Raw genomic sequence first — 18,799 nt, forward strand, 5'->3', positions numbered from 1 at the left:
GTTACGCTTCTCCAACGGTCTCGAACATGACCGCTTCGATTGCACTTTTCGCATCCAGACCCGACCAGACGACGAACTGGAATGCCTGATAATATTGCTCGCAGGCCTCCAGCGCGCTGGAGAGCAGCACTTCTACTTGCTGGTTGTTCGGCTCGGCACCGCCTGACAGAAGCAGCGACTGGCGGAAGATCACGACATCTTCCTGCCGCCACAGATCGAAATGCCCCATCAGCACCTGACCGTTGACCTGCGACAGCAGGCAAATGACTTCGTTGACACGGTGATCGGGCACCTTGATGTCGAAGGCGCAGGCAAGATGCAGCGCTTCGAAATCTTCCATCCACGCAAATGAAACGTGATAATCGGCCCAGTGGCCCGCCACAGTCATGGCGATCTCGTCCTCGCCCGAACGCTCGAACGACCAGTCATTCGAGGCAGCGACAATCTCGATCATATCGACGGGATTGGACTGACGCTCAATTTCAAATTCTATCAGACTCATGCGGCACCTTCTCAGCCGGTCGGAATGTCGTGTTTTGAACGCCGGGCACAAAACGCACATACAAACCGGGATAAACATTTGAGACGATTGCCCGACACCACCAGAATAACGCATTCACCCTGTCTGGAGCTTACCGGTCTTTTCGAATCATCATTTAAAATCAGTGTATAATGGCCGAGTCCCGCTGCCACCCCTCGCTCGCCATTTTTGCTTTTTGAGCAGTGGATATCTTCTCCCCCATCACCTCAGGCGAGAGTCTTAAGCGACTCTGCCGATTGTGTTTTTTGGAAGTGTCCACAGGCCCAAAAAATTCGCGTCTGAGCACGACTTTCGGCAACCGGAGATCAAGTCGGCCAGAGAGAGCCGAAAAACAAAAAGCCCCGGAATCGCCTGCGATCCGGGGCTTCTGAGAAAAGTGATGAAGAATCAGTCCTTCGTGGCCGAAAGCTTTGCTTCGAGAGCCTCGATCCGGGCGCGCAGGGCGTCATTTTCATCCCGCGCCTGGATAGCCATCTCCCGCACGACGTCGAATTCCTCGCGCCGGACGACATCCAGACTGTTCAGCCAGCGATCGGCCTGTGCGTGGAACGCAGCCTCGGCTTCCTTGCGCACGCCCTGGGCCGCGCCGGCCGCATCCGTCATCAGCTTGGCGAATTCATCCAGAAAACGATTGGTGCCTGTCGTGCTCATGGCGCTCATCCTTCGTCGGTTCAGGGGCATCGTCTTGCCCGCTGTTGATAGCATTCAGGTAGGCACTCCACCGTCGCCTTGCAAGCGAAATCGAAAAATCCCAAGAGCTTGCGTCACCTTTGGTATGTTGATCCATAGCTTAAAGAATCACCTTGACCGCCGCCACCGCAATCGCCATTTTCCTTGGCGTCAAAGAACCGGTGAGCATCATCGCCCGGTCCTTTGAGACAATGGATGATCCGTTGTCCGCCCAGCAACGATGACGGAATATATACGGATTGATAGCCGCTCCCACTTCACTCGCCATCATGCCCTTCCCGAACATCGACCCGATAGCGTTGTCCATCGGTCCGCTGGCGATCCACTGGTACGGCATCGCCTATGTTGCGGGGATCATGCTCGGCTGGCTTTACGCCCGCCGCCTCGCCCGCACGGATCGCCTGTGGCCTAACGACGCCTCACCCATCTCGGCGCAGCATCTTGACGATTTCATCCTGTGGGCTGCTGGCGGCATCGTGCTCGGTGGACGCATCGGCTACATCCTGTTCTACGATCTCGCTGCGGTCGCCGCCAATCCCATCAGAGCCATCGAAATATGGAATGGCGGCATGTCGTTCCATGGCGGCCTGATCGGCACGACGATCGCCATGATTCTTTTCGCCCGCAAGAACGGCATTCCTGTCTGGAGCATGTTCGATATCGTCGCGGCCGTAGCACCCATCGGCCTGCTGTTCGGCCGCATCGCCAATTTCATCAATGGCGAGTTGTGGGGCCGCATTTCCGATGTGCCATGGGCCGTCGTCTTTCCCACAGGCGGCCCTTTCGCGCGCCATCCGAGCCAGCTTTATGAGGCTGGCCTCGAAGGCCTCGTGTTGGCCATCGTTCTGGCCATCGCCATTTACGCCTTCAAGGCTCTGAAGCGGCCCGGCTCCGTCACTGGCATCTTCGTCTGCGGTTATGCGCTGTCACGCATCTTCGTGGAATTCTTTCGCGAACCGGACGCGCAGATCGGTTATCTCGCCGGCAACTGGCTGACCATGGGCATGGTTCTGTCCACTCCGATGTTCCTTCTGGGCCTCTGGGCCGTCCTGCGCGCGCGCCGCGCGACAAAAGTCGCCTAAAGCGGTATGGCCAGCCATGACCACACCGCTCGCGCAACGCATCAAATCACTTATCCGGCTCAACGGTCCGCTTAGCGTAACCGACTTCTTTTCACTTTGCCTCGCCGATCCGGAACATGGCTATTACAAGAGCCGCGAGCCCTTTGGCCGTTCGGGTGATTTCATCACCGCCCCGGAGGTGAGCCAGCTTTTCGGTGAAATGCTTGGTGTTTTCGTGGTTCATGCCTGGCAGAGGCACGGTGCACCCGCTGAAACCCGGCTGGTGGAAATCGGCCCCGGCCGCGGCACCATGATGGCGGACATGCTGCGCGTCATCCGCCGCATCGCGCCGCCGCTCTATGAGACGATGCGGGTGCATCTGGTGGAAACCAGCCCCCGCCTTTCCGCCATCCAGAAGGAAACGCTGGCCGAACATGCGGGTCGACTGGCATGGCATGACAGTTTCGACGATGTGCCTGAAGGTTTCCTGCTGCTTGTCGCCAACGAACTTTTCGACGCCATTCCGATCCGGCAATTCGTCAGGACGCCGCAGGGTTTCCGCGAACGCGTGGTCAGCCTCGATGCCAATGGCGACCTCGTCTTCTCCACGGGTCTTGCCAGCATAGACCCGGCGCTGCTTCCGCCGCAGCCCGAACGGCAGCCGCTTGGCACGATATTCGAGATTTCGCCTGCCCGGGAAGCGGTGATGACCGCAATCTGCCAGCGCCTGTCTGCCCATGGCGGCACCGCGCTCGCCATTGATTACGGCCATCTGGTTGCCGGCTATGGCGACACGCTGCAGGCCATGCGCAACCATGCCTTCGATCCGCCGCTCGCCCATCCAGGCGAAGCCGATCTGACCAGCCATGTCGATTTCGAAAGTCTTGTAAAAACGGCCGAGGCGACCGGCGTTCACGTCAACGGCACCCTGAGACAGGGCGATTTCCTCTACGGCCTCGGCCTCAAGGAACGGGCCGGGGCGCTCGCCGCCAAGGCAACCGCGGACCAGACCCTCGCCATCGCCGAAGCCGTCAACCGCCTCGCCGGCGAAGGCGCCGGCAAGATGGGGGAACTTTTCAAAGTCATCGCCGTTTCCAGTCCCGCGCTCCATCTTCTGCCGTTTCGTGCGGTGGATTGACAGCGTAATAACCTCTGGGCCAACATCGTCGCGACACACGAAGCAGGCACACTGCATCACACACGCCGCGCAACGCCGCGGCAACAGGAAACATCTCGCTTGACCCTGCTCCACTCGGCTACAGCGAAATTCTCCAAGGAACTCCCGCACCATGCAGAACGTAACGCTGCCGCTCCCCATCCAGAGTCCCCTCCTCGCAGCCTTCGATAAAAATCGCATCCGCCATGGCTTTTTCACCCGGCAGGGCGGCGTTTCCGATGGTCTTTATCAAGGCCTCAATGTCGGGCTCGGATCTGATGACCAGCCGGAACGGGTGCAGGAAAACCGCCGCCGCGTAACCCAATGGTTCGGCCTTGCCCCAGACCGCCTCGCCACGGTCCATCAGGTCCACTCCCCCGAGGTCGTCGTGGTTGACGGAACCTATGACGGCAGCCGTCCTCAGGCAGATGCGATGGTGACAGCGACACCGGGTTTCGTCCTCGGCGTGTTGAGCGCCGATTGCGGCCCCATCCTGTTCGCCGATGCGGAAGCGGGCGTCGTGGGTGCCGCCCATGCCGGCTGGAAGGGTGCTTTGTTCGGCGTGCTGGAAAACACGATCGAGGCGATGACGAAGCTCGGGGCCAGCCGCGATCGTATTGCTGCCTCGCTCGGCCCCTCCATCAGCCAGGACAATTATGAGGTCGGGCCGGAATATGTCGCGCGTTTCACCGAAATCGAACCCGCTTACGCGGATTATTTCTCCAGGGCGGAGAAAGAGGGCCACGCCTTGTTCGATCTCAAGCAGTTCACCATCGACCGCCTGACCAAAGCCGGTGTGAAGGCGGAAAATCTTGGTCTCTGCACCTACCCGGACGAAGAACGCTTCTATTCCTACCGCCGCACCACCCACCGCGCCGAACCCGATTACGGCCGGCAGATTTCCGCAATCGCAATTCTTGAGGACTAAGATGGCCCTGCATTTCGAGCTTTCGGAATTCGATGCCCGCCGCGAGCGGCTGCTCGCGAAAATGGCCGAGGAGAAGCTGGATGCGATGCTGCTTTTCGCCCAGGAAAGCATGTACTGGCTGACCGGCTACGATACTTTCGGCTACTGCTTCTTCCAGACGCTGGTGGTGAAATCGGACGGCTCAATGACGCTACTGACACGCTCGGCCGATCTGCGTCAGGCCCGCAATACTTCGATCATCGAGAACGTCCTCCTCTGGGTCGATCGACCCAATGCCGACCCGACGCTCGATCTCAAAAACCTGCTGAGCGATCTCGACCTTCTGGGCGCAAAGATCGGCGTGGAATATGACACCCACGGTATGACCGGCCGTGTCGCCCGCCTGCTGGATAACCAGCTTGCGAGCTTCGGCCAGATGGTCGATGCGTCGTATCTCGTCAGCACCCTCAGGCTCGTCAAAAGTCCGGCCGAAATCGCCTATGCCCGCAAGGCTGGCCAGCTGGCCGATGAGGCTCTCGATGCAGCATTGCCGCTCATCAAGCCCGGCGCGGACGAGGCCGCCATTCTTGCGGCAATGCAGGGTGCCGTGCTCGCGGGCGGCGGCGACTACCCCGCCAATGAATTCATCATCGGCTCAGGCGCGGATGCGCTTCTCTGCCGCTACAAGGCAGGCCGTCGTGTCCTCGACAGCAAGGATCAGTTGACACTGGAATGGGCCGGCGTCAGCGCCCATTACCATGCCGCCATGATGCGCACGGTGGTGATCGGCGAACAGGACTTCCGCCAGAAGGAGCTTTACAGCGCCTGCTTGCAAAACCTCACCGCCATCGAGGAGGTGCTGCGGCCGGGCAAGACCTTTGGTGATGTCTTCGATGTGCATGCCCGCGTCATGGACGAGCGCGGCCTCACCCGCCATCGGCTGAACTCCTGCGGTTATTCGCTGGGCGCGCGCTTCTCCCCGTCCTGGATGGAGCATCAGATGTTCCACTCCGGCAATCCGCAGGAGATCACCGCTGACATGACGCTCTTTGTGCATATGATCGTGATGGATTCCGATTCCGGCACGGCCATGACGCTCGGCCAGACATATCTGACCACGGACGGCGCGCCGGAGCCACTGTCGCGTCACAGCCTCGATCTTCTCACAGCTTAAATCGCCCCCGGGTTTGACACAGCGGGAAAACCGCCCTTACATTGCGCCACCTTGGGCAAGAAGGAGCGGAACATGAGAGGGAAAATCGCATGAGCCGGTTGGGGGTTGCCCTCATTGTTCCGGCTTTGGCACTGATCCTGTCCGGCTGCAACACCACGGAAGCGCTGACGCCACAGGTGGATGTTGGCCACAACGCATCACAGTCGACGCCGGTAACACAGGGTGATCTCGACCAGATGGCGGCAGCCGCCGACCGCGCACCCGCAGGCGGGCCGGCAATCGCATCGTCCGTCCCTGCCTATGCACCCCAGAACTCCCTGCAGGCACAGGCACAGGCGCTGTCCAATGGCAGCCAGTACGGGGAACCGCTCCGTCAGAACCAGGCCGCGGCCGCGGCCCCCGCCGTCACGCAACAACCGCCATCACAGCAGACGGCTTCCCTTGCACCTGCCACCGCCGCGAATTCCATCCGCTTCCTGCCCATCATCGGCGCGCCGGTTCAGGCGGTGACACCGCTATCCCGCCAACTGGGGGCCGAAGCGCGGGCCAAGGGGCTGACAATCCGCGCATCCAACGACAATTCCGCCGAAAATATTCTGAAGGGATATTTTTCCGCCTTTGCCGATGGCGGCAAGGTCAATGTCGTATACGTGTGGGACATTCTCGACGCCAATGGCGTGCGGCTGCACCGATTGCAGGGGCAGGAGGCAGTGACCGCGCGAGGCAGTGATCCATGGGCGGCCGTGACCGACAAAGTCATGCAGGACATCGCCGCAAAAACACTCAACGACTACACGACATGGAAGCAGTCTCAAAGCGGATGAGGTGAAACGACGGGAGAAGTCACAGAGATTTCACGAAAATCATTGCGAAAGCGCGGAGTCCTCTTGCAATCGGAAGCAACAGCGCTATTAAGGCGCGCATGGCAACAAGGCGTATCCGGCAAAGGCTTTTCAGCCGGATGTTCCTCCCCTTGAACGACGCTTGGTTACGGCGGATTGAGCCCCGTGGCGCAAGGCGATGGCATGGAAACAGGCGGCCGCAATGAAGGTTTTCGCAGGCAATTCGAACCGGCACCTTGCCGAAGCGATCTGCAAGTATCTTAATGTTCCTCTCGGAAACGCCACTGTAAAGCGGTTTGCTGACCAGGAAATATTCGTAGAAATCAGCGAGAACGTGCGCGGCGAGGACGTCTTTATCGTCCAGTCCACCTCCTTCCCGGCAAATGATCATCTGATGGAACTGCTCATCATGATCGATGCCATGCGCCGCTCCTCGGCCAAACGAATTACCGCGGTGCTTCCCTATTTCGGTTACGCCCGCCAGGACCGCAAAGCCGGCCCCCGCACTCCGATTTCCGCCAAGCTCGTTGCCAATCTCATTACCGAAGCCGGCGCCGACCGCGTTCTCACCCTCGATCTTCATGCCGGACAGATCCAGGGCTTTTTCGATATCCCCACCGACAATCTCTTTGCAGCCCCGATTCTCGCCCGCGACGTGAAGGATCACTACGACACCAACAATGTCATGGTCGTTTCGCCTGACGTCGGTGGTGTGGTTCGCGCCCGTGCGCTGGCAAAGCGCCTCGACTGTCTTCTGGCCATCGTCGACAAGCGCCGTGACCGTCCCGGCGAATCCGAAGTCATGAACGTCATCGGCGATGTCTCCGGCAAGGACTGCATCCTCATCGACGACATCGTCGATTCCGGCGGCACGCTCTGCAACGCCGCTGAAGCCCTGCTGAAAAAGGGCGCAACCAGCGTTACTGCCTATATCACCCATGGCGTGCTCTCGGGCGGCGCGGTGGCCCGCGTGGCCTCTTCCAAGCTGCGCGAACTCGTCATCACCGACAGCATCCAGCCGACCACCGGTGTCCAGTCCGCGCATAATATCCGCGTGGTGAGCACCGCCGGCCTGCTCGGCGAAGCAATCAACCGGACCGCGCAGGAACAGTCGGTTTCCGGCCTGTTCGACTGAATAAATTCAGCAATCACGCTGAGGGTTGCCTACGTCTGCTGGTTTTTTCCGGCATGCGATTGAGCCGAAGTGGGCGCATATTCACTCAACGTGATCCTCGGCCTTGTGCCGAGGAGCTAACCACGTCGATAAAATCAAGGCGCGCGGGCAATAGGGACAACCTCGAGGATGAGTCGGAACTGTCTTGCCGCTCGCTCCCACCCCAGCGATGCTGCACCTCGAACTCCCAACTAAGACGACGCCGCACCCGTGTCGGGGGGCCGTTGGAGGCGGGTGGCTGCAGCCCTGATTTTCGGCCACCAGCCCCGAACGCGGGTAAGTATGGCGTGGCGGCCATTGCGCCAAAGTCTGATCGTATCGGCTGAGATGGCAGCACCGCTGAAGAGGTGACGGTGGTGGCTTATCGCCAGCACCCGGTACAGAAACAGTGTCGTCAGGGCCGAAAACAGGATGGACATCACCACATCGCTGAGGAAATGCCCGCCGGCCGCGATGCGAAGACCGGACATGAGTATGATTGCCCCGGCGGCAAGGGCACCAACTACCCATCGCCCATAGGGCCGCAGGCGCGGCCAGACAAGCACACAGAGGGGCAGGAAAAAACTCGCGATCAGCGCGGTTTCACCCGAAGAAAACGAACAGTTCGAATAGCATTGCGTGCTGAACTGAAAAGGTGGCGTGAAAAGCTGATGCCCGCCAAATTCGGTAACGCTGAACGGACGCGCGCGACCGATCATGGCCTTCAGCACGCTGTTGACCAGCAGCCCGGCACATAGGATCACGGGACCACAAAGGAACGCCCAGACTCGCCAGCCGGTTCGCTGCGAAGTGCCGAGCCGGAGATTGCCGACAAGGACCAGGAAAGTCAGAAGCGCGGCGAGCTCGACACCTTCCCGCAACGTGTCGCGCAGCCATTCGGGAAACGGCTCCCGGCCAGGCCATGGCTGGCCCACCGGCGAGAAAAACAAGGCGGAAAAGCGCAGATCTATAGAGGGAAAGGTCGCAAACAGGATCACCAGCGCAAGCGCTGCGAACGTAACCCAGATGGTGATCCGCATATGCGAGACATCATTGTCCATTGACGCTCTCCGGGATGCACTGTGGTGGCAGGCGCCACAGCCCGATTTCCCTGCCCTCGACAAAGCCCGGGCCGGCGGTCCAGTGCGCCACCGGCGCCTCGCCTGCAAGACACGCCGGCAAGCCATCGGCACTTGCCAGAAACAGCGGATTTTTCGCTTCGCTCGGCTTGAATGGATAAAGAAGGGCATAATGGCTGGACGGCACGCCGGTTTCCGGAAGCGCACGCGTCAACATCTGTTTCTCGTCCCGCAACTGGTAAAAGAGCTCGGCCAATATCGAACGATCATTGGCGACAATAGCGTCCGCACCTGCTTCACGCGCCCGCGACAGGCCGGTCGATACCAGCTCGGAGCTTCCAAGATAACGTGCCATCGCCAGTTTACCGTTCGGCAGGCGCAGGCCCGTTCCCACTATCGTCATCAGCGGCAGCGCTATTGCGACGATGCCGCCGAGGACCAGTGTGGATACGATGAGCCAACGTCGCGATGCCAGGATCGGCACCGCCAGCAGTACGCCTGCCGCATAAGCTCCCACCGCCCAATTGGCGAGTGCCCGCGACATGAGGCCCTGTGCCGTGATCAAAAGCACGATCGGTACGGAAAGAGCGACGAGCGCCCGTGCTTCACCGGTTTTTGCGCGGATTGTCGCAACAATCATGCCGACGAAGACGTATGGCCCAACCACACCTGCCTGGGAAAAGAAGAATTCAAGCGCGGAGCCGATCTTGAGTTGGACACCGTGCCAGTTGGCATTGTCGGCGGTGTGGCGTGCCGTCATGAAATCATGGGCCGCATTCCACCACAGATTGGGCGCGATGACGGCAACGCAGACGAGCGCAGCAATGGCCGCGTCACGCAGCCGGATCCGCCATGCTTCGCAAAGCCAGCTGGCGGCGATGAAGCACGGCAGAAAATAGATCATCGCATATTTCGACATCAGCCCGAGGCCGAAACAGAGACCCAGAGCGATGCTCCAACCCAACGCCGCCCTGCCCTCGCTGCGGGCGAGCGCAAGCTTGCGCACGGATATCATCGACAGCACGATGAACAGCATCATCGGCGTATCGGTCGAGATCAGCAGGCTGCCGAGCGTCACGGCTGGCAAGGTCAGATAGATCACTGCCGCAAGCGAGGCCAGCCTGACATCATAGATCATGCGGCCGAGCACAAAAATGGCCGCCGCCGCAACGCCATGCACGACGGGTGCGGCGAGCCGCACCTGAAACGTACCCTCCCCGCCGCCCAGAATGGTGGCCGCGCGAATAAGCCAGCCGATGAGCGGTGGCTTGGAATAGGCGCCGAGCGCCATTTCGCGACCCCACAGCCAGTATTGCGCCTCATCGACAAAAAGGTCGGTGCGGTTGAAGGCGAGCCCGAGGACGCGCAGGGCAGTTACGAGGACAATCGCCGAAAACGCGAATGTCAGCCATTGGCGCTCGGCGCCTGCCCGCGCATAAGGCAGGGTCGCCGCCTCATGCATGCTGGCGGCGTTCTGCATGGATCAACCAGAGATTTCGAGCATAGATAAAGAGGCCGGATGCCTGCCCGAGAACAAAGACCGGATCGCGCCGCCACAATGCATAGGAGAGCAGCACCACACCGCCAAGAATCGAAAAATACCAGAAAGCCACCGGCATGACCGACCGGTTGGCCCGTTCCGATGAAATCCATTGAACCAGAAAACGCATGGTGAACAGCATCTGGCCCATGAAACCGGTCAAGACCCATACGAATTCTTCCCAGCTGTTCACATGCAGCATGGACCATAAAGCCGGTACGTTCACGGCAATGTCTCCGTTATGAAAGTTTCAGCCCAGCTTGACCGCTTGCGCCGGCGCAAAAGCCATGCGACGCCGATCAGGTCGTGGATGCCCACCAGCGCCCGGCCGATATTGGTATAATGGGAATTTCCATGCAGCCGCGCCCGGTGCGTGACGTCGACATGGGCGACCTGCCAGCCGTCACGATTGAACAGCGCCGGGAAGTAGCGGTGGTGATGGTCGAAATACGGCAAAGCGAGGTAGGCGTCGCGGCGAAAGGCCTTGAGGCCGCAGCCCGTATCGCGCGTGCCATCCTTCAGAATTCGCGCCCGAAGCCCGTTGGCAAAGCGGGAGGAAAGGCGTTTTCCCAGCGTGTCGCGCCGGCCGACGCGCTGGCCGGCCACCAGCCCAAGCCGGCGCGGTGCATTGGCGGACAGAAGCGGTGCAAGAAGTACCGGCAGATTGTCCGGCGGATTCTGGCCGTCGCCGTCCAGCATACATACGATAGGCGCGCGCGCCGCCTGCACTCCGCTGTGGATCGCAGCCGATTGACCGCCCTGGCGGTCGTGCCGCACCAGCCGCAACATGCTGTAACGGGCAGCGAGCGCCAGAACCGCTTCCGCCGTGCGGTCAGAAGAAGCGTCATCCACCACAACGATCTCGAAGCGGCCGACCGGCGCACAGGCGCTCACGATCTCTGCCACCAGCGTTTCAACGCTCGCTTCTTCATTGTGCATGGGCACGACAACGGCAAAATCCGGGGCAGATCGCAAATTGGCTCCGTCACATCCGTCTGCGCGGGTTCCGCAAACATCATCGATTGTGGCGAGAGAAGGAGCGTGAAAAGCTTGCATGAACATGAACAGCCGTTGATCTTCGCTGGATATGCGCCCGTTCTGTTGCAGTTTTATTACGTGGTGCCTATCCGCGCGGCTCTTCGATTTTTTCACGCCATGCGGGAAATTATCCTACAATTCCCTGTCCTTTAACGCGACCGTAAACAATTTTTGCAACGGTACGGCCACGTTTTTTGGGGGGAGGAAAACAGGATGCCGGGTGGAAATCCGACTGCTGTCAAAGCTAAATCATTGTCAATCAAAGCCAAATTTGCCGCGCTCGTTACCGGTGCGACACTGGTTTCCTGCCTGTCGGTGGGGCTGCTGTCCTACGAGATGGGTAAATCGGGGCTGATCGACGCCAGCAAGATCAGGCTCGAAACGGTTGCAGGCAACCAGTCCAAGCAGCTTGATGCCTATACGTTGCGCGTCGAACAGAGCATTTCCGAACTGTCGCAGAACGCCGCGGTGGCTCAGGCGCTGGAAACGATGACCACCGTTGTTCCAACGGAAAAGGACGCCATCATCCAGGCTTTCCGCCGAGAGGGCGTCTCCGAAGAGGAGCGCGCCTCCTTCAACGGCGAAGGGTTGCGGCTGCTCTACGCCATTCGTCATGCGACCATCAACGCCGCCATTGCCAGCGTCTGGCGTAATACCCGCGTCAGCGATATCTACGTGATCGACAAGAACGGCCTTATTATCTATTCCGTGACCAAGGGAAAGAACTTCCTGACCAATGTAACGGAACCGCAGAACGCCGCGATCAAGGAGCTGTTCGACCGCATCGAAGCCGGCAAGGACGGCGTCGTCAGCACCACGGGCTTCAGCGATGGCGAGAATAATTCGGCCATGATCGGCATGCCGCTCGCCGTCTCCAACTGGGGTCAGCTCCAGCGCAAGGGTGCCGTTATCATGCGCATCGCCGCCGATCGCATCGGCGCGGTGGTGACGCCCGAGGAAACCGGCAAGACCATCGACGACGCCGTTCTCCTGAGCTCCGACGGGAAACTCAGGGCTGGCGTCCTCTCGGGCGGTGCGGATGCTGCCGTTTCCGAAAGTCTCGCTGCCCTTTCCAACGTAAACGACGCCGGAACGGTCATGGCGCAAACACCTGCGGGCAATATCTTCTATGCCTATCGTCCGGTCGCCGTCTTCGGACAGAAACATCTTCTTGCCATCGGCCAACAGGAAAGCAAGGTTCTCGCCGCTGCCAACGATCTCGCCTTCTGGGCAGCGGTCGCAACGCTGGCCGTACTAGCAATAATGACGCTGATCGGGATTTTCGTTTCCGCGAGCCTGACCAAGCCGTTGACCGGACTTGCCGGTCTTATGGAGCGCCTGAACGGCGGTGAAAACAACATCGAGATCAAGGCAGTTTCCCGTGGCGACGAGATCGGCACCATGGCGCGCGCGCTGGAATCCTTCCGCCAGGGCATTCTGGACAAGCAGCGGATGGAAGCCGAAGCCCACCGCAAGGGTGAAGAACTGGACGAGGAACGCGCCCAGCGCGAGATGGAGAAGGCAAGAAGCGCCAGGGAACTGGAAGAAGCCGTGGACGCGCTCGCCACCGGTCTTGCCAATCTGGCCGCCGGCAGGCTCGATCTTCGCATCGAAAAACCCTTCGTTCCGTCACTCGATCATCTGCGCATCGACTTCAACAACTCCATGGCAGGGCTGGAAGCGACGATCTCCAATATCGGCGGAAGCGCCAATGCCATCCGCTCCGGTTCCGGCGAGCTGAAAAGCGCCTCGGAAGACCTGTCGCGGCGCACAGAACGTCAAGCAGCAGCCCTTGAGGAGGCGGCAGCGGCGCTCGGAGACATGACGCAGGCTGTCAATCTGTCGCTGTCGCGCTGCAATGTCGCCGTCGCCGCTACGGCGGATACGATGCAGGATGCCCATAGATCAACGGCTGTCGTCAAAGAAGCGATCGTTGCCATGGAACGCATCGAGACCTCTTCGGCCAAAATCCGCCAGATCATCGATGTCATCGACCAGATTGCCTTCCAGACCAATCTTCTGGCGCTGAATGCCGGAGTTGAGGCAGCGCGCGCCGGCGAGGCCGGCAAGGGCTTTGCAGTCGTGGCGCAGGAAGTTCGCGAACTGGCCCAGAAATCGGCCGCCGCCGCCCGCGACATCACGCAGCTCATCGCCACCTCTGCGGGTGATGTGGAAAGCGGTGTGGCGCTGGTGTTGAAGACCGGTGAAAGCCTGGAACAGATCCAGAAACGCATCCAGTCGGTCAACGACCAGATCGGCGAAATCGCCACCGCGTCGCGAGAACAATCCGGCCGTCTCAGCGAGATCAATGCCTCCGTCAATGAACTCGACCACGTGACACAGCAGAACGCCGCCATGGTGGAGGAGACAACGGCCGCCGCCTTCTCGCTCGCCAACGAGGCGGATGGCCTGACCGAACAGGTGGGGCAATTCTCCGTGGGCGATCCTCGCCGGCGAGACCAGCGTTACGCGGCGTGATGCGCAACAAAAAAGGCCGGAGGCAAAACCTCCGGCCTTTTATTTTGCCTGAAAGCCCGATCCGGGCTCCCAGGGGCAGGCGCCCCTGGGAACACGCCGGCGACCTGGCACCACAGCCCCTCGCCGGCTTCCGGGGAGGACCTCAGAAGAAACCAACCTTGTTCGGGCTGTAGGACACGAGCAGGTTCTTGGTCTGCTGGTAGTGGTCGAGCATCATCTTGTGGGTCTCGCGACCGATACCAGACTGCTTGTAGCCGCCGAAGGCCGCACCCGCCGGATAGACGTGATAGCAGTTCGTCCACACACGGCCCGCTTCGATGCCCCGCCCGGCGCGGTAGGCGATGTTCGTGTCACGGCTCCAGACGCCAGCGCCCAGCCCGTAAACCGTGTCATTGGCGATTTCGAGCGCTTCCTCCACGGTCTTGAAGGTGGTGACGGAAACAACGGGACCGAAGATTTCCTCCTGGAAAATCCGCATCTTGTTGTTGCCTTCAAAGACAGTCGGCTGGATGTAATAACCGTCTTTCAGATCACCCGACAGCGTCTTGCGATCACCGCCGGTCAGAACCTTGGCGCCTTCCTTCTTGCCGATCTCCAGATAGCTCATGATCTTGTCGAACTGTTCCTGCGAGGCCTGTGCGCCCAGCATCGTCGACGGATTGAGCGGATCGTCCTGGCTGATGGCCTGAACGCGCTTGATCGCTTTTTCCATGAAACGGTCATAGATCGATTCATGCACCAGAGCACGCGAGGGGCAGGTGCAGACCTCACCCTGGTTCAGCGCGAAAAAGGCAAAACCTTCCAGCGCCTTGTCGAGGAAGGCATCGTCCTCATTCATCACGTCGGCAAAGAAGATGTTCGGCGACTTGCCGCCCAGTTCCAAGGTGATGTTGGTGACGTTGTCTGCGGCATAACGCATGATTTCCTTGCCGACCGAGGTGGAACCGGTAAAGGCGATCTTGGCGATGCGGTTGCTCTGCGCCAGCGGCTTGCCGGCTTCAAGGCCAGTACCATTGACGATGTTGAGGACGCCAGGCGGCAGAAGGTCTTCAATCAGCTCCATCACGATGAGAATGGAGGCCGGCGTCTGTTCGGCCGGCTTCAGCACCACGCAATTGCCTGCTGCAAGCGCCGGTGCGAGTTTCCACGCAGCCATCAGGATCGGGAAGTTCCATGGAATGATCTGGCCGACGACACCGAGCGGTTCATGGAAGTGATAGGCGACGGTATCGTTATCGATCTCGCCGATCGTGCCTTCCTGAGCGCGGATGCAGCCTGCGAAATAGCGGAAATGGTCGATGGCGAGCGGGATATCCGCATTGGTGGTTTCACGCAGCGGCTTGCCGTTATCCCAGGTTTCAGCCCGGGCGATGAGATCTAGATTGTCTTCAATGCGCTGGGCTATCTTAAGCAGGATGTTGGAGCGCTCGGTTATGCTCGTCTTGCCCCATTTGTCGCGGGCCTTGTGGGCCGCGTCGAGCGCAAACTCGATGTCGGCTGCATCCGAACGCGGCACTTCGCAGATCTTGTGGCCGGTCACCGGCGAGAGATTGTCCATGTAGCGGCCGGATTTCGGCTCCACCCATTTGCCGCCAATGTAATTGCCGTATTTCAGCTTGAAGGGCGCTTCGCCCGCTTTCTGCTGAACCTGAATATTCATGATTTCATCCTCCCTGATGAAAACGATCCTGAGCGGACCGCATGAAAGGAAGGTGGGCCCAGATGGCACGGTTCGGTAGAGGGGCGACGCGGTTCCGCAGCGCACATTGTCTCACATCTGCGACAAAGCCGCGTTGATCCGGCGCGATCGGCCGGATCGCAACAACAAGAACGTCAATGAACGTCGAATTTCTTCATCTTGCGATGAAGCGTGGCCCGGCTGATGCCGAGCAAGGACGCGGCCTGCGTGACATTGCCGTTGGTGCGCGACAACACGCGCCGCAGCGCCGAACGCTCCGCTTCCGCGAGGTCGGAACCGCTGTCATGGCGCTGTTCCTGCAGGATATCCGCGGCCGGGAGACCTTGCGCGATGCGGGCATCGTCCAGCTTCAGCGCAAGACGAGCGGCGCGGGTCGCGCCGAGCACGAGATCGTCCTGATCCACGGCGAGAAGCGAAAGCGCCGCCCCGAACCCACTTGGCACGACGACGATGCGTGCCCCCGGAAAGGCACGGCGGAACAGATTGCCCTCGATGCGCTGCGCCGCGTCCTTCACCGCCTGGGTGACAAAAGAAAAGGTCATCTCGTTGATGTCATCGCGGCAGGTGGAAATATCGAGCGCACCCGTCACCCGGCCGGTATGATCGCGAATGGGAGCCGTGGTGCAGCACAGTTCCGTATTCGACGTGAAGAAATGTTGGTCACGATAGACAACCACCGAACGCTCGTCGACAAGCGCGGTGCCTATGCCGTTTGTGCCAACGCTCTCTTCGCTCCAGACGGCGCCGGACCAGAGGCCGAGCGCCCGGAAATCGCGATCATCGCCGGACGCGCCTCGCCGCTCCAGCGCAACGCCCTGAGCATCGGTCAGGAGCAGGCAGCAGCCGGACCTCCCGACACTGTGGAAAATTCGGTCAAGTTCGTCGGTGCTTTCAGCAATCAGGCCAGCGGCACTTTCACGGGCGCGCCGAAACTCCGTCTCGCTGAGAAAGATCGGCTTGCGATTTTCTTCCGGTGCAAGACGGTGCTTGACCATGCAGCGACGCCACGAGGCGACAATCGGCGAACTTGCGGCTGCGGAACGGTGGCGTGCGGTTTCATACACGCGTTCCGCATGGGCGATGTCAGTCGGCATGCGCTCCTCCCAAAGCTTTTGGGCGATGGTGCGCTGGAAGCGTCGATGTTTCAACAAAAAACTTCGCGACCGGCATCGGAGGCGTAGCTGACGGTCAGACCGCCTTGAAGTAACGCCTGCCGGCAGTGACCTCCGGTTCGTCCTCAATGGACAGGAAGGTATCATCCACGAGGCTGGCAATGGATGTCAGCGGACCGGGCTTGCCGAAAAAGAAGCCCTGCACCTGCAGGCAGCCTTCGCGGCGCAGGAACTCGACATGGGCCTTGGTTTCCACACCCTCCGCAAGCACGGGAATATTCAGGCTATGCGCCAGAATGAGCGTCGAACGCACGATCGCTTCGGACTGCACATTGGTCGACAGCCCGTCGATGAAGGCGCGGTCGATCTTGATCTTGTCGAAAGGGAAACTCTGCAACGTCGAAAGCGAGGAATAGCCCGTGCCGTAATCATCCATCGCGATCTTGACGCCGAGCGCCTTGAGCTTGCGGATGGTGACAAGCGCATGGCGGTGATCGGCGATGATGCTGCCCTCGGTGATTTCCAGCTCGAGCCTTTCAGGCGCAAGGCCCGTTTCTGTCAGGATTTTTTCGACCTTGTCCGGGAACTCGTTATCCGCAAGCTGCTGCGGCGCTACATTCACCGCAATGGAAAGCGATTTTTTCCAGAGTGCCGCCTGCGCGCAGGCTTCTCTCAGAACCCACTCGCCGAGTTCGACGATGAACCCCGTCTGCTCCGCGATCGAAATGAATTCGGCGGGAGAAATCATGCCCCGATCGGGATGGTTCCAGCGTAAAAGCGCCTCGAAACCGACGATGCTGCCGCTTCTGGTGTCGTTCTGCTGCTGGTAATAAAGCTCGAACTCGTTATTGGCGAGGCCGCTACGCATGGCGACGGCAAGTACATTGCGCTCACGCGCGGCCTCATCCATCGATTTATCGTAAAAGCAGATCGTATCCGAACTGCCGCTTTTTGCTCGGTACATCGCGACATCCGCCTGCGCCATCAGCGTATCGGCATCGATGGAGCCGGTATTGCGGACCGAAATGCCGACACTCGCACCGACCGAAAATGTCTGCCCGTTCCATTCCACCGGCCTGCTGATCTGGTCGATCAGCCTCTGGGCGAATTCGGCGCCGTCGGCGCGGGTATAATAGGAATTTGTCATCGCCACGAATTCATCACCGCCCATGCGCGCCAGAAATTCGCCGGCCTTCAGCACGGAACTCGCCCTGTCGGCGATGGTGCGAAGCACGGCGTCGCCCGCCGCATGGCCGTGCACATCGTTGATTTCCTTGAAACGGTTGAGATCGATGGAAAGAAGCGCGGTGTGTGCGCCCAACGAAATATGACGCGTGCGACGATTGAGATGTTCGATGAAGGCTGCCCGGTTGGGAATGCCGGTCAGCGGATCGTGCAGCGAAAGATGGCGATAGCGGGCGACCGCCTGCTGGGTGGACTGGGCGTCGATGACATAAGTGGAAAGCCCCAGCGCCAGCAGCAACAGCGTAACCGCAATGGCGCCTCCGCCCATGATGGCCGGCGGCAGCAGATTTTCAGGAATGATGATACGCGGGTCGAAGGCGAAAGACATGGAGGCCATGCCGGTATAATGCATCGACGCTATCGCCAGGATGAGAAACGCCACCGCGCTGTACTGGCAGAACCGATTAACGGGCCGCGAGACCCGATTGACTGCAACGGCGCCCAGCACTGCCCCCAGCACGAGGGACGCGATGACATAGTTCTGATCCCAGAAAATCATGCCCTGAACATTGTAGGCCGCCATGCCGGTGTAGTGCATGGCTGCAATGCCGAGACCAAGGATGATCCCACCGGCTTCCACCAGCACGCTGCGCCCGCCATAGGCAGAAATTCCGAAACCGGCAGTCGTTGTGGTAATCGCAATCAGAAGTGACAGCCCGGTCAGATACGGATCGTATCCCACGTCACCCGCAGCAACATAGCCCAGCATCGCCACGAAATGGGTGGTCCATATCGCCGCGCCGCCATTGACACCTGCCAGAAACAGCCAGTTGACCTTCTGCACCCCCGTCGCCAGACGTGCTTTCGAAAAAAGGCGCATCGACACGAAACTACCGAGCATGCAGACGAAAACCGCTGCGACGGTATATCGATAGTCGTGATCGATGGTAAGGCACTGGAGAACTTTGAGCATTGTCATCTACGCAGTTGGAATTTCGCGTAGCCTTATCATTCGCCAAGTTTTCGCCCGGTTTACATGAATGGATAAGCACATATTAAAAGTTGCAACATGCGAGTGAATTAGTACAACCTAATAAACCCGCAAGGCGTGCGATCGAAAAGCAGGCCTCTCTTGTCTTTGTCT

16 protein-coding genes are annotated in these 18,799 nt (G+C 59.9%); 7 read left to right on the forward strand and 9 right to left on the reverse strand.

The genetic code is table 11. From position 1 onward, the window contains the following. Nucleotide 1: 1 nt before the first annotated feature. Nucleotides 2–502: a type III secretion system chaperone family protein gene (locus HQN82_RS08745; RefSeq protein WP_004442934.1), complete on the reverse strand. Its 501-nt coding sequence runs from the start codon at nt 500–502 to the stop codon at nt 2–4. A 426-nt stretch (nt 503–928) separates the two neighbouring features. Then, entirely contained in the window at nt 929–1,192 is a 264-nt protein-coding gene (locus HQN82_RS08750; protein WP_004442935.1) for an accessory factor UbiK family protein, read from the reverse strand. A gap of 308 nt (nt 1,193–1,500) precedes the next feature. Between HQN82_RS08750 and lgt the strand changes: the two genes are divergently transcribed. The 6 genes from lgt (at nt 1,501) to HQN82_RS08780 (ending at nt 7,506) form a co-directional block, all read left to right on the forward strand. Continuing rightward, nucleotides 1,501–2,313, forward strand: coding sequence for a prolipoprotein diacylglyceryl transferase (lgt, locus tag HQN82_RS08755; protein WP_162699413.1), 813 nt, complete (start codon nt 1,501–1,503; stop codon nt 2,311–2,313). A gap of 16 nt (nt 2,314–2,329) precedes the next feature. Continuing rightward, complete coding sequence (locus tag HQN82_RS08760; RefSeq protein ID WP_077987400.1) at nt 2,330–3,430, forward strand: class I SAM-dependent methyltransferase; 1,101 nt, start codon at nt 2,330–2,332, stop codon at nt 3,428–3,430. 151 nt (nt 3,431–3,581) lie between these two features. Further along, the gene (gene pgeF / locus HQN82_RS08765; protein WP_112766599.1) at nt 3,582–4,376 is read left to right on the forward strand and encodes a peptidoglycan editing factor PgeF; all 795 of its coding nucleotides are present in this window, start codon (nt 3,582–3,584) and stop codon (nt 4,374–4,376) included. 1 nt (nt 4,377) lies between these two features. Beyond that, a complete protein-coding gene (locus tag HQN82_RS08770) occupies nt 4,378–5,529 on the forward strand; it encodes a M24 family metallopeptidase (protein ID WP_173614765.1) in 1,152 nt (383 codons plus the stop codon). 89 nt (nt 5,530–5,618) lie between these two features. Next, nucleotides 5,619–6,353 (forward strand): hypothetical protein, encoded by a 735-nt coding sequence (locus HQN82_RS08775; protein ID WP_173614766.1) that lies wholly within the window; start codon nt 5,619–5,621, stop codon nt 6,351–6,353. Between the two features lie 220 nt (nt 6,354–6,573). Next, nucleotides 6,574–7,506, forward strand: coding sequence for a ribose-phosphate pyrophosphokinase (locus HQN82_RS08780; protein ID WP_003522877.1), 933 nt, complete (start codon nt 6,574–6,576; stop codon nt 7,504–7,506). A gap of 230 nt (nt 7,507–7,736) precedes the next feature. Here the strand turns inward: HQN82_RS08780 and HQN82_RS08785 are convergent, their stop codons facing one another. From HQN82_RS08785 to HQN82_RS08800, 4 genes are read right to left on the reverse strand one after another with little or no spacing between them, the layout of a single operon-like run. After that, nucleotides 7,737–8,585: a phosphatase PAP2 family protein gene (locus tag HQN82_RS08785; protein ID WP_173614767.1), complete on the reverse strand. Its 849-nt coding sequence runs from the start codon at nt 8,583–8,585 to the stop codon at nt 7,737–7,739. After that, nucleotides 8,575–10,083, reverse strand: a complete 1,509-nt coding sequence (locus HQN82_RS08790) for an ArnT family glycosyltransferase (protein ID WP_173614768.1) — start codon at nt 10,081–10,083, stop codon at nt 8,575–8,577. The genes HQN82_RS08785 and HQN82_RS08790 overlap by 11 nt, the downstream gene beginning before the upstream one ends. Next, a complete protein-coding gene (locus HQN82_RS08795; RefSeq protein WP_035209260.1) occupies nt 10,058–10,345 on the reverse strand; it encodes a lipid-A-disaccharide synthase N-terminal domain-containing protein in 288 nt (95 codons plus the stop codon). Before HQN82_RS08795 ends, HQN82_RS08790 begins: the two co-directional genes overlap by 26 nt. 20 nt (nt 10,346–10,365) lie before the next feature. Next, nucleotides 10,366–11,205, reverse strand: coding sequence for a glycosyltransferase family 2 protein (locus tag HQN82_RS08800; protein ID WP_035209259.1), 840 nt, complete (start codon nt 11,203–11,205; stop codon nt 10,366–10,368). Between the two features lie 189 nt (nt 11,206–11,394). Between HQN82_RS08800 and HQN82_RS08805 the strand changes: the two genes are divergently transcribed. Beyond that, entirely contained in the window at nt 11,395–13,659 is a 2,265-nt protein-coding gene (locus HQN82_RS08805; protein ID WP_112766603.1) for a methyl-accepting chemotaxis protein, read from the forward strand. A gap of 142 nt (nt 13,660–13,801) precedes the next feature. Here HQN82_RS08805 and adh read toward each other — a convergent pair whose 3' ends face one another. The 3 genes from adh to HQN82_RS08820 all read right to left on the reverse strand — a co-directional run bounded on the left by adh (nt 13,802) and on the right by HQN82_RS08820 (nt 18,628). Further along, entirely contained in the window at nt 13,802–15,319 is a 1,518-nt protein-coding gene (gene adh / locus HQN82_RS08810) for an aldehyde dehydrogenase (protein WP_112766604.1), read from the reverse strand. A 173-nt stretch (nt 15,320–15,492) separates the two neighbouring features. Continuing rightward, the gene (locus HQN82_RS08815) at nt 15,493–16,452 is read right to left on the reverse strand and encodes a helix-turn-helix domain-containing protein (RefSeq protein ID WP_006699467.1); all 960 of its coding nucleotides are present in this window, start codon (nt 16,450–16,452) and stop codon (nt 15,493–15,495) included. A 94-nt stretch (nt 16,453–16,546) separates the two neighbouring features. Beyond that, on the reverse strand, nt 16,547–18,628 hold the full coding sequence (locus tag HQN82_RS08820; RefSeq protein WP_173614769.1) for a putative bifunctional diguanylate cyclase/phosphodiesterase: 2,082 nt from the start codon (nt 18,626–18,628) through the stop codon (nt 16,547–16,549). Nucleotides 18,629–18,799: the final 171 nt, after the last annotated feature.

Origin of the sequence: Agrobacterium pusense (assembly GCF_013285525.1) — a bacterium.
In the GTDB taxonomy this organism is placed as follows: Bacteria; Pseudomonadota; Alphaproteobacteria; order Rhizobiales; family Rhizobiaceae; genus Agrobacterium; species Agrobacterium pusense.

What these genes read in the sequence shown, in the direction of transcription:
- HQN82_RS08745 (WP_004442934.1), bottom strand. Translation starts at nt 502, where the DNA reads ATGAGTCTGATAGAATTTGAAATTGAGCGTCAGTCCAATCCCGTCGAT.
- HQN82_RS08750 (WP_004442935.1), bottom strand. Translation starts at nt 1,192, where the DNA reads ATGAGCACGACAGGCACCAATCGTTTTCTGGATGAATTCGCCAAGCTG.
- lgt (WP_162699413.1), top strand. Translation starts at nt 1,501, where the DNA reads ATGCCCTTCCCGAACATCGACCCGATAGCGTTGTCCATCGGTCCGCTG.
- HQN82_RS08760 (WP_077987400.1), top strand. Translation starts at nt 2,330, where the DNA reads ATGACCACACCGCTCGCGCAACGCATCAAATCACTTATCCGGCTCAAC.
- pgeF (WP_112766599.1), top strand. Translation starts at nt 3,582, where the DNA reads ATGCAGAACGTAACGCTGCCGCTCCCCATCCAGAGTCCCCTCCTCGCA.
- HQN82_RS08770 (WP_173614765.1), top strand. Translation starts at nt 4,378, where the DNA reads ATGGCCCTGCATTTCGAGCTTTCGGAATTCGATGCCCGCCGCGAGCGG.
- HQN82_RS08775 (WP_173614766.1), top strand. Translation starts at nt 5,619, where the DNA reads ATGAGCCGGTTGGGGGTTGCCCTCATTGTTCCGGCTTTGGCACTGATC.
- HQN82_RS08780 (WP_003522877.1), top strand. Translation starts at nt 6,574, where the DNA reads ATGAAGGTTTTCGCAGGCAATTCGAACCGGCACCTTGCCGAAGCGATC.
- HQN82_RS08785 (WP_173614767.1), bottom strand. Translation starts at nt 8,585, where the DNA reads ATGGACAATGATGTCTCGCATATGCGGATCACCATCTGGGTTACGTTC.
- HQN82_RS08790 (WP_173614768.1), bottom strand. Translation starts at nt 10,083, where the DNA reads ATGCAGAACGCCGCCAGCATGCATGAGGCGGCGACCCTGCCTTATGCG.
- HQN82_RS08795 (WP_035209260.1), bottom strand. Translation starts at nt 10,345, where the DNA reads ATGCTGCATGTGAACAGCTGGGAAGAATTCGTATGGGTCTTGACCGGT.
- HQN82_RS08800 (WP_035209259.1), bottom strand. Translation starts at nt 11,205, where the DNA reads ATGTTCATGCAAGCTTTTCACGCTCCTTCTCTCGCCACAATCGATGAT.
- HQN82_RS08805 (WP_112766603.1), top strand. Translation starts at nt 11,395, where the DNA reads ATGCCGGGTGGAAATCCGACTGCTGTCAAAGCTAAATCATTGTCAATC.
- adh (WP_112766604.1), bottom strand. Translation starts at nt 15,319, where the DNA reads ATGAATATTCAGGTTCAGCAGAAAGCGGGCGAAGCGCCCTTCAAGCTG.
- HQN82_RS08815 (WP_006699467.1), bottom strand. Translation starts at nt 16,452, where the DNA reads ATGCCGACTGACATCGCCCATGCGGAACGCGTGTATGAAACCGCACGC.
- HQN82_RS08820 (WP_173614769.1), bottom strand. Translation starts at nt 18,628, where the DNA reads ATGCTCAAAGTTCTCCAGTGCCTTACCATCGATCACGACTATCGATAT.